The organism is Isoptericola sp. NPDC057391 (genome assembly GCF_042668085.1).
Lineage (GTDB): Bacteria > Actinomycetota > Actinomycetes > Actinomycetales > Cellulomonadaceae > Isoptericola.
Genome location: NZ_JBHVBO010000163.1, coordinates 1 through 9,433 on the forward strand (window position 1 = coordinate 1; position 9,433 = coordinate 9,433).

General features: G+C 72.4%; 6 protein-coding genes. 4 read left to right on the forward strand and 2 right to left on the reverse strand.

Annotated elements, in window-relative coordinates:
* Positions 1-12 precede the first annotated feature (12 nt).
* Complete coding sequence (locus ACFUVW_RS16865) at positions 13-3,363, reverse strand: efflux RND transporter permease subunit (protein WP_430572474.1); 3,351 nt, start codon at positions 3,361-3,363, stop codon at positions 13-15.
* 123 nt (positions 3,364-3,486) lie between these two features.
* A complete protein-coding gene (locus ACFUVW_RS16870; protein ID WP_430572475.1) occupies positions 3,487-4,719 on the reverse strand; it encodes an MFS transporter in 1,233 nt (410 codons plus the stop codon).
* 135 nt (positions 4,720-4,854) lie between these two features.
* On the opposite strand from ACFUVW_RS16870, the gene ACFUVW_RS16875 reads away from it, so the two are divergent.
* The 4 genes from ACFUVW_RS16875 (at position 4,855) to ACFUVW_RS16890 (ending at position 9,305) form a co-directional block, all read left to right on the forward strand.
* Positions 4,855-5,376: a MarR family winged helix-turn-helix transcriptional regulator gene (locus tag ACFUVW_RS16875; RefSeq protein ID WP_430572476.1), complete on the forward strand. Its 522-nt coding sequence runs from the start codon at positions 4,855-4,857 to the stop codon at positions 5,374-5,376.
* A gap of 147 nt (positions 5,377-5,523) precedes the next feature.
* Positions 5,524-7,965, forward strand: a complete 2,442-nt coding sequence (locus ACFUVW_RS16880) for a hypothetical protein (RefSeq protein WP_430572477.1) — start codon at positions 5,524-5,526, stop codon at positions 7,963-7,965.
* 90 nt (positions 7,966-8,055) lie between these two features.
* Positions 8,056-8,682, forward strand: a complete 627-nt coding sequence (locus tag ACFUVW_RS16885; protein WP_430572478.1) for a ClpP family protease — start codon at positions 8,056-8,058, stop codon at positions 8,680-8,682.
* The gene (locus ACFUVW_RS16890) at positions 8,682-9,305 is read left to right on the forward strand and encodes a ClpP family protease (RefSeq protein WP_430572479.1); all 624 of its coding nucleotides are present in this window, start codon (positions 8,682-8,684) and stop codon (positions 9,303-9,305) included. The genes ACFUVW_RS16885 and ACFUVW_RS16890 overlap by 1 nt, the downstream gene beginning before the upstream one ends.
* The last annotated feature ends 128 nt before the right edge of the window (positions 9,306-9,433 follow it).

The window sequence follows — 9,433 nt, forward strand, 5'->3', positions numbered from 1 at the left end:
CTGACGGGCCGGTCAGGCGGGGTCGGTGCCCGCCTGACGGCGGGCGGTGGCGGCGGCCTCCTCGGCCGCCTCCGCCCGCTCCGCCGCGCGGGCCGCGGCCCGCTCCGCCTTCTCGGCCTTGCGCACGGCGCGCGAGTCGCGCTTGGTCCGACGACGCTCCTTGCGGCGCTCGATGAGCTCGTAGAGCACCGGCACCACGAACAGCGTGAGCAGCGTCGAGGAGATGAGGCCGCCGATGACCACGAGGGCCAGCGGCTGGCTGATGAACGACCCGCCACCGGTGAGGCCGATCGCCATCGGCGTCAGCGCGAAGATCGTCGCCAGCGCCGTCATGACGATGGGCCGCAGACGCTTGCGGGCGCCCTCGCGCACGGCCTCGTCCAGCGACCGGGGCTGCCCGTGCGCCGGGTCCCGGTACTGGTTGATGAGGTCGATGAGCACGATCGCGTTCGACACCACGATGCCCACGAGCATCAGCACGCCGATGAGCGCCGGGACGCCCAGCGGCGTGTCGGTGGCGAGCAGCGCCAGCAGCGCGCCGGTGGCCGAGAACGGCACCGACACCAGCAGGATCAGCGGCTGCACCAGCGACCCGAAGGTCGCGACCATCACCAGGTAGACGATGGCGATCGCGGCGACCAGCGCTAGGCCCAGGTCGGCGAAGGCGTCGGCCTGGTCGGCCGCGACGCCGCCGATCTCGACGGTGGCCCCGGCGGGCAGGTCGAGGTCGTCGGTGGCCGCGGTGATGTCGGCGCTGAGCGTGCCGACGTCCTGCGTCTCGGGGGTCACGGAGACCGTGGCCGAGCGCTCGCCGTCGGTGCGGGAGATCGACGTGGGCACGTCGACCTTCTCGACGGTCGCGACGTCGGTGAGCGGCACCATGCCCGCGGCGGTGGGGATCTCGAGGTCCTCGATCTCACCCTGCGTGGCCGGCGCGTCGCCGGTCTTCACGACGACGTCGATCGGGCCGTCGCCGAGGTCCACCTCGCCCGCGGTCTGCTCCGGGTCCATCGCGCCGGACACGATGCCGGACACCTGGGTCTCGGTCAGCCCCGCCTCGGCGGCCTTCTCCCGGTCGACGGACACCTGCACGACCTGCTGCGCGGCGGCGAGGTCGTTGGTCACCTCGGCCACGCCGTCCAGCCCGGACACCGCGTCGGTGACCTGCTGCGCCGCGGACTCGAGGTCGTCGCTGTCGTGCGCCTGCACCACGAGGTCCACGGTGGTGGAGCCGAAGCCCGAGTCCCCGCCGGAGACGCTGACCTCGGAGGTGACGCCCGCGCCGGCCAGCGGCTCGACGGCGTCGCGGATCTCGGTCTGCGCCTCGACGCCGTCCGCCTCGGGGTCGAGGGTGATCGCGAAGGTGGCCTGCGGCGCGGAGCCGCCGCCCATGAACGCCGCCATCGCGGCGTCGCCCGAGCCGACGGTGGTCTGCACGCTCTCCACGGCGTCGACGCCGGCCAGGGCGTCCTCGACCTCGCTGGCCGCGGCGTCCTGCGCCTCGAGCGACGCGCCGGTCTCGAACGTCTGGGTCACCGTGACGGTGTCCTGTCCGGAGTCGCCGATGAAGTTGGTCTCCAGGCGCGGCACCAGGGCGAGCGTGCCGCCGAGGACGGCGACCGCGACGACCAGCGTGACCCACGGGTGGCGCAGCGCCGCGCCGAGGCTCGGCACGTACGCGCGCTGCCACAGGCCGCGGCGCTCCTTGGCCTCGGCGGCCTCGCGGATGCGCTCCGCCTCGGCCGGGTCGGCGGCGACGGCGGGCGCCTTGACGAACCAGTACGCGAGGACCGGCACGATCGTCAGGGCCACGACCAGCGACGCGAGCATCGCGATCGCGACGGTCATCGCGAACGGCCGGAACAGCTCGCCCACCATGCCGCCGACCAGCGCGATCGGCAGGAAGACCGCGACCGTGCTGATGGTCGACGCGGTGATCGCGCCGCCCACCTCGCGCACCGCGGTGAGGATGGCGGCCTTCTTGTCCTCGCCGTACGACAGGTGTCTCTTGATGTTCTCGATGACCACGATGGCGTCGTCGACGACGCGGCCGATCGAGATGGTCAGGGCGCCCAGCGTGAGGATGTTGAGCGTGTACCCGGTGGCGTTCATGACCACGAAGGTCACGGCCAGCGACAGCGGGATCGACACGGCCGACACGAGCGTGGAGCGCAGCGAGACCAGGAACACGAGGATGACGATCACGGCGAACAGCAGGCCGAGCCCGCCCTCGGTGGCGAGGCCCTCGATCGACTCCTCGATGAACGGCGCCTGGTCGAACACGACGGCGGTCGTGACCCCGGCGTCCTCCAGCTCGGGCTTGAGGTCGTCCATCGCGTCCTGGACGGCGTGGGAGACGTCCACGGTGTTGCCGTCGGGGGTCTTGGTGATGGCGACGCCCAGCGAGGACTCGCCGTCGAGCCGGGAGTGCGACGTCGCCTCGACCGGCACGACCTCGACGCTGGCCACGTCGGCGAGCGTCACGGGCTCGGGGGCCGCCGGGGCCTGGGTGGCGGCGCCCGCCGGGGGCGCCCCGGTCCCGTCGCCCACCTCGCCCGTGGTGCCGCCGGTGGCGTCGCCGGCGCCCGTCGTCGCGCCCGCACCGGCGGCCGGGTCCGGCACGAGCGGCAGCGCCTTGAGCTCCTTGACGCTCTCGATGCTGGAGCCGGCCTGCACGGAGTAGGTGACGTCGTCGTCGGTGATCGTGCCGGCGGGCAGCACGACGCCGTTGTCCTTGAGCACGTCGGCGACGTCCTGTGTCGTCAGGCCGGCCGCGGCGAGCTTCTTCGTCTTGACGTCGACGAGCACCTGGTCGGTCTCGCCGCCGGTGACGGCGACGGAGCGCACGCCGTCCAGGTCCTCCAGCGCGGGCACGACGACGGTGTCGACGGTGTCCGCGAGCGCCGCGGGGTCGACGTCGCCGTCCGCCCCCGCCGCCGCGAGCTGGATGACCGGCAGGTCGTCGAGCGAGCCGGTGACGACCTGCGGCTCGACGTCCTCCGGCAGCTGCGACTGGATGCGGGTGACGGCGGTCTGGAGCCGCTGCGTGGCCGCGTCCATGTCGGTGCCGTACTCGAACTGCACGGTGGTCACCGAGCTGCCGGTGGACGCCGTCGAGCCGATGGACTCGATGCCCTCGACGGACTGCGCGGCGGCCTCGAGCGGCTCGGTGACGCGCTGCTCGACCACCTCCGGCGACGCGCCCGGGTAGGTCGCGACGACCGCGCCCGCCGGGAGCTCCAGGGACGGGATGAGCTCCTGCTTGAGGGAGCCCAGGCTCATCGCCCCGAAGACGAAGATCGCGATCGTCGCCAGGGCGACGACGGCGCGGTTCGCCAGGGACAGGCGGGCAAGTCGGAACACGCTCACTCCAGACGGGCGGTCGGCAGGGGGCACGACTCCGCTGTCGTGACGCTTGGGCTGAACGGACGATACGCCGCCCGAGTTCCCGCCCACATCATCCGGAAGAACGATGTCCGGGCGGCGTCACAGCTCGGACATGGCCTCCTCCGGCGTGCCCTCGACGGCGCGCGCGGCGCGGTTCCACCGCGCCCACAGCACCTTCTCGCCGAGCCGGCCGGCCATCGTGTGGGCGGTGAGCAGGAAGACGACGACGCCCACGGCCAGCACCCCGACGCCGACCCAGTACGGGGCCGAGGCGCCGACCGGGTGCAGCAGGCCGGCGATCACCGGGGCGGGGGCGGCGAAGCCCCAGCGCACGAGGTTGAAGGCGCCGGTCGTGACGCGGCGGTCGGGGTCGCCGAGGGCCAGCGACAGGTCGGTGAGGATCGCGTTGGCGATGCCCATGAACACGCCCGCGACGACGAGCACGACGATCGACGCCGCCGTCGGGAGGCCGAGGGCGAGCAGGAGCGTCATGACGAGCACGCCGGCGACGGCGATCCCGAGGGTCTGCACGGCGCCGATGGTGTGCGCGAGCTTGTGCCCGACGACGAGGATGCCGAACGCGAGGCCGAGGCCCCAGGCGGTGAACACCAGGCCCAGGGGGACGACGTCGAGCCCGAGGAAGATGGGCGTGTAGCCGAGGATGATGAAGAAGACGAAGTTGTAGGTGGCCGTCACGACCGCGAGCGCGAGGAACGCGGGCTTGCGGAACAGCGAGAACACCTGGCCGACGCGCAGCGGGGTCGGCTTCTCGGCCGGGTCCTTGAGCTTGGTGATCGACATGGCCAGCGCGACGATCATGAACAGGCCGCAGGCGAAGAACGGCACGCGCCACGAGAAGCTCCCGAGCAGTCCGCCGATGAGCGGGCCGACGGCGAACCCGAGCCCGACGCAGGTCTCGAAGATGCCGACCACCCACTCGCGGTCGTTGGCGAGGGAGACGAGCAGCACCATCGCGGTGGCGAAGAACATGGCGTTGCCCAGGCCCCACAGCCCGCGCAGCGCGGCGAGCTGGCCGATCGACGTGCTCAGGGCGGCGAGGATCGCGGCGATCGCGACGATGGTCACGCCGGTGCCGAGGATCTTCTTGTAGCCGAACTTCCCCGTGGCGAGCACGGCCGGGATCATGCCGACGGCCATGACCGCGATGTACGCGGTGAACAGGAGCTCGATCTGCCACGTGGTGGCGCCGATGGCCTCCCCGATCACCGGAAGGATCGGGTCGACGACGGCGATACCGGCGATCGCGAAGAACGCGGTCAGCGCGGTCGCGTAGATCGCGGTCTTGTTCGGTTCGTTGCGTGTGCCTGCCACGGACTCCTCACTCCTGCCCCACGGTCGCCGCGGGCTCGTCTGCTGCTGGTGCGTCGCGCCGTCGTCGCCGGTCACCGGCCGGCGGGGGCGTCGGGATACCTGCATGATGCAGGTAATTACCTGTAGGATACACCTATGACCGCTTCCCGGGGAAACAATGTGGCGGACCCGCGCACCGACCAGGACGACGACGCCTCGACGCCCGCGATCGTCGCCCGCGTCGAGCTCGGACTCGCCCAGCTGCTGCGCCGCGCCGAGCGCACCACGGCGGCGACCACCGTCCGCACCGGGGGTCACGACCTCGACCGCTCCGGCTACCTGCTGCTGCACGCGCTGCGCGACGGCGGCCCCCAGCGCGTCCAGGCCCTCGCCGAGCGGCTCGGGATCGACGCCTCCACCGTGACGCGCCAGGTCGTGGCCCTCGAGCGCGCGGGCCACGTGCAGCGCTCCCGCGACCCGCACGACGGCCGCGCCGTCCTCGTCTCCGCGACCGCCGGCGGCCGGGACGCCCTGCGCGCGCAGCGGCGCCGTCGCAGCGCCACGTACTCCACCGTGCTCGCGGACTGGAGCCCCGCCGACCGCATCCGCCTCGCGGAGCTCGTCGAGCGTCTCAACGCCGACCTCGACGCCTACAAGAGAGACCCTCCCCCGGCCTGACCCGGGCTCCCACAACTGTTTCCCCGGCCGACGGTTGTCCCGGTCGCACGACCCGCTCCTCCTGGTTAGCGTCGACGTCGGTGCCCGCGGCGATTCCGCGCGCCCACCGACCTGCCCGCCCCACGTACCGGATCAGAGGAGATCGGCGTGAGCTCCCAGGCCACCGCAGACCCGAACCCCCACGAGCGACGGCGACGGCGCGTCCGGCGTGCGGTCGCGGCCGCCGTCGCGACGGCGCTGGCGCTCGCCGTCTCACTGGTCCTCGTCCCGGGACCGGAGAGCGAGTCCGCCCCGAAGTTCAACGTCCGGTGCGACGAGCTCATCGAGGGCATCGAGGGCATCGCCGACGTGGCCGACCTGCCCGGCGGCGGCCTGCCCGACGCCCACACCGAGACGATCGACGACTATGAGTACGACAACCCGGCGGAGAAGCTGCGGCCCCGCCAGGAGCCCACCGAGGCCGAGCTCAAGGCCCTCACCGGCAGCTACGAGGACTACACGCCGGGCACCGAGGAGCACATGCTGCGCCGCTGGAAGGCGTACGAGGGCGACTGGGAGTGGGACCGCTGGCGCAACACCTACATCCCCGCGGTCTCGAACGACTACCGCGGCGACGGCTACCACCGGAACGTCGCGAAGCGGCTCAAGCTCGGCGGTGCCGACTGGATGTGCGAGGACAACAAGCTCTGGGAGGAGGAGAAGCTCAGCTCGAAGCGACGCTACGACTCCGTGAACCGCAAGCTCAAGATCGCGTACGAGCTCAAGTCCGGGGACTCGCCGCTCAAGCTGGAGCAGCTGCGCGCGGACCAGGCGCTGCGCGCCAAGGGCTGGCGCGTCGTCTACATCTTCAGCAAGGAGCCCCGCCCCGGCCAGGTCCGCCTGCTGCAGCAGCACGGCATCGAGCACACGAACCTGCGCTCGACGGCCGTTCCGAGGAACCCGTCGCCGCCCGGGAGCACCGCGATGGACCCGCGGTGCGCGACGACGGCGCAGGCCTCGACCCTCGCCTGCCGCACGACCGCCGGACCAGCCAAGCAGCTCGCGGGCGGGTCCGGGCGCAACGCGGCCGAGGCCCGCGAGGGCCAGCGGATCCGCAACGACCTGGGGCAGGACAGCCGCCGCCCTGGATTCGGCGCGCGGCGCCCCGGCGGCATCGACTGGCGCTCGCTCGAGCTCAAGTACGTCACCGACGACCCGAAGAACGAGGACTACGGGTACGCCTTCTCCGCCGACGAGCTCCCCGACGACGGCGAGGCGGAGCCCGGCTTCGGCGGTGAGGCCGCGCTCGACCTGTCGTCGGACGCCCTGTTCACCTGGCTGGCGCTCGACCCGAGCCAGTTCTGGGTCAACCTCAACCCCGACACCCCCGAGACGGTCATCGACGAGCAGTTCGCCAGCACGGACGCCGGACGGGTGCTGCTCGAGGCCGACCTGGAGTTCAAGCGCACCATCGCCGACGGCATGAACCCCGACACCGAGCTCGGCAAGGCCTTCTGGGACTCGCTGGAGCGCACCGACGAGGGCGTCATCTGCTACGACTGGTACCGCTTCTGGGTGGACCCCAAGCCCGCGACCGTCCGCCAGGACGACGGCGAGCTGTACATCCTCGACGCCCCGCTGCGCGCCCAGATCGAGCCGGTCGAGGTGGACTGGGAGATGCCGGGCGAGGACATGTGTGCCGACGCCCCGGAGGACGTCGTCGAGCGCAACAACCAGCGGATCGTCGACACGTACGCGCCGTACCTCGAGCAGGCCGTCAACACCGATCCCGTGTACGCCGACCTGCGCCGCGTCTACACCGCCCGGGTCGCGTCGGAGTGGATCAAGGAGCGCGACGCCGAGCGTCCGGGCGCCTTCCACGACGTCATCGGCACGGGCGACGTCTCCGCCTGGCCCGCGAGGACGGAGTGGGACCCGCGCGAGGTCTACGACCAGTACCTGGAGCGTCTGCAGACCCCGCTGTACCGCTACGAGTACGAGCACGGCGACATGCAGTACTGGCTGGAGATCACGGGTGGCGTCGAGTTCCCCGACGCCCCGCGCGACCCCATGGACGCCGAGACCTTCGAGCGGGAGCACCCGCGCCTGCCGGACACGGTGCGTTCGTCCCGGCTCGAGGCCGCCAGCCTTCCCGTCGAGGCGCAGGAGGGCGACGTCGGCACGCAGGCCGAGGGCGCGGAGAGCACCGCCTGGCTCGGCGGCGGCACCGTGCAGCAGGCCGAGGACCCCGACCCCGACCCGACGGACCCGCCGGACCCCGACCCGACCGATCCGCCGGACCCCGACCCGACCACCCCGCCCGGCGAGGACGGCGGCGGCGGAGACGGCGACAACGATGGTGACGACGGTGGCGGCGCCACCGACCCGGGCCGGGGCGACGACGCGGGCAGGGGCGACGACGCCGGCCGTGCCGACCGGCAGCCTCAGCCGCCGCGCGCGGAGGCGCCGGCACCCGAGGCCGCCCCGCTGCCGGGCAGCCTGCCCACCACGGGGTTCGGCGACGCCTGGCTCGCGCCGACCGCGGTGGTGCTGCTGCTCGTCGGCCTGGGCCTGGTACTGCTGCGTCGCCGCTGGTTCCGGCGGTCCTGACTACCGCGGGAGGGTGCTCTCTGCCCTGAGCAGATGCGCTGCCGGCAGAGAACCCTCCCGCGGCGCCCGCCGTCGTCGGACGGTGGGGTCATGAGCACACCGACACTGAGCACCCCCGCACCGCCCGCCCCACCCGCCTTCGACGACCAGCTCACGGCGCGGCTGCTGCACCAGCGCATCGTGGTGATCGGCACCGAGATCGACGACGCCGTCGCGAACCGCGTCGTCGCGCAGCTCCTGCTGCTGTCGGCCGAGGACCCGCGCTCCGACGTCGCGCTGTACGTCAACTCCCCCGGCGGCTCCGTCACCGCGGGGCTCGGCATCTACGACACGATGCGCCTGCTGCCGAACGACGTCGTGACGGTCGGGTTCGGCTTCGCCGCCAGCATGGGCCAGTTCCTCCTCACCACCGGCACGAAGGGCAAGCGGTACGTGCTGCCGCACACGCGGGTGATGATGCACCAGCCGTCGGCCGGCATCGGGGGTACGGCCGTCGACATCGCGATCCAGGCGGAGAACCTGGAGCACACCAAGCGCGTGATGCACGAGCTCATCGCGCAGCACACCGGCCGCACCGTGGAGCAGATCGCCGCCGACAGCGACCGCGACCGCTGGTTCACCGCCACCGAGGCGGTCGAGTACGGCATGGTCGACCGGATCGTCGAGAGCGTCGAGGACGTGCGGCCGTCGGCCGCCGGCCGGAAGGCGGGGCTGTGATGACCGTGCCCATGGAACGGATGAGCTACACGATCCCGAACGTCGTCGAGCGCACCCCGCTGGGCGAGCGCTTCTCCGACGTCTTCAGCCGCCTGCTGCGCGACCGCATCATCTTCCTCGGCACCGAGATCGACGACGGCGTGGCCAACGTCGTGATGGCGCAGCTGCTGCACCTGGAGTCCGAGGCCCCCGAGCAGGAGATCGGGCTGTACATCAACTCCCCCGGCGGCTCGGCCACGGCGATGACCGCGATCTACGACACGATGCAGTACGTGCGCAGCGACGTCGCCACCACCTGCATGGGCCAGGCGGCGTCCGCCGCCGCGGTGCTGCTCGCGGCCGGCACGCCCGGCAAGCGCACCGTGCTGGAGCACTCCCGCGTGCTGCTGCACCAGCCGTCCACCCAGGGGCAGGGCACCGTGTCCGACCTCGCCATCCAGGCGCGCGAGGTGCTGCGCCTGCGCGCCGAGACCGAGCAGCTGCTCGCCCGGCACACCGGGCAGACCGTGGAGCGGTTGCGCACCGACACCGACCGGGACCTCATCCTCTCGGCGCAGGACGCCGTCGACTACGGGGTGGCGGACGCCGTCGTCACGTCGCGCAAGCTGTCCGCCGCGGCCTGAGGTAGTTCGAGACTCGCCGAGGTAGTTCGCTACCTGCCGAGGTAGTTCGTGACTCCTTGTCACGAACTACCTCGGCGAGTCTCGAAATAACTAGCGCTCCGAGTGGTGAGGCGGCGAGGGCGACGACG

Bases quoted from the DNA above. Each gene is read 5' to 3' on its own strand.
- ACFUVW_RS16885 (WP_430572478.1), top strand. From the start codon at position 8,056: ATGAGCACACCGACACTGAGCACCCCCGCACCGCCCGCCCCACCCGCC.
- ACFUVW_RS16890 (WP_430572479.1), top strand. From the start codon at position 8,682: ATGACCGTGCCCATGGAACGGATGAGCTACACGATCCCGAACGTCGTC.
- ACFUVW_RS16875 (WP_430572476.1), top strand. From the start codon at position 4,855: ATGACCGCTTCCCGGGGAAACAATGTGGCGGACCCGCGCACCGACCAG.